Below are 496 nucleotides of genomic sequence, written 5' to 3' on the forward strand. Positions count from 1 at the left end.
GGCGTGTTACGGGCAACGCTTCCCCTCATTCCGCAAGGCGGCGGCGAGGCTGGTGCAGGTTATCGCGCTGAATACGACGGAGCGGCTGTATCGGCTCCCGGTGCCGCCGCTTATCCGCGGCGCCGACATGCCGTTCTACCTCCGCTTTGCGCTGAGCCAGATCGCCTCCGACCGCGAGCTGCTGCCGCCCGATTTTGCGTACCTGCTGACCTCGTTTGCGGGGGGAGCGCAGAGCGCGGTTGCCAAGCGCTGTCCGGAGGAACTCGCCGCGCTGTTCAAGGCGCGGTACCGTGAACGCTACCCTATGAGCATTAGACTCAGCCTTTCGCGACGGCCGCTCCCGACGGGACGCTACGCTCCGGCGTCCCCGGTGCTGCAGACGAAAGACCTGCCGACCGGTTTCCTGCACGAGGCGGCGTATATACCCGTATACCGCCAAAAGCTGTCGCCGTTCATGGCGGAATGCGTCGGCGAACTTGACGCATACTCCCGCATT

1 protein-coding gene is annotated in these 496 nt (G+C 65.1%); it reads left to right on the forward strand.

Going from position 1 to position 496, the window contains the following annotated elements:
- The coding region (locus AWU74_RS12125) for a hypothetical protein (protein ID WP_187150958.1) at positions 1–496 on the forward strand (496 nt) is incomplete at both ends.

This window comes from Treponema endosymbiont of Eucomonympha sp., assembly GCF_001028545.1.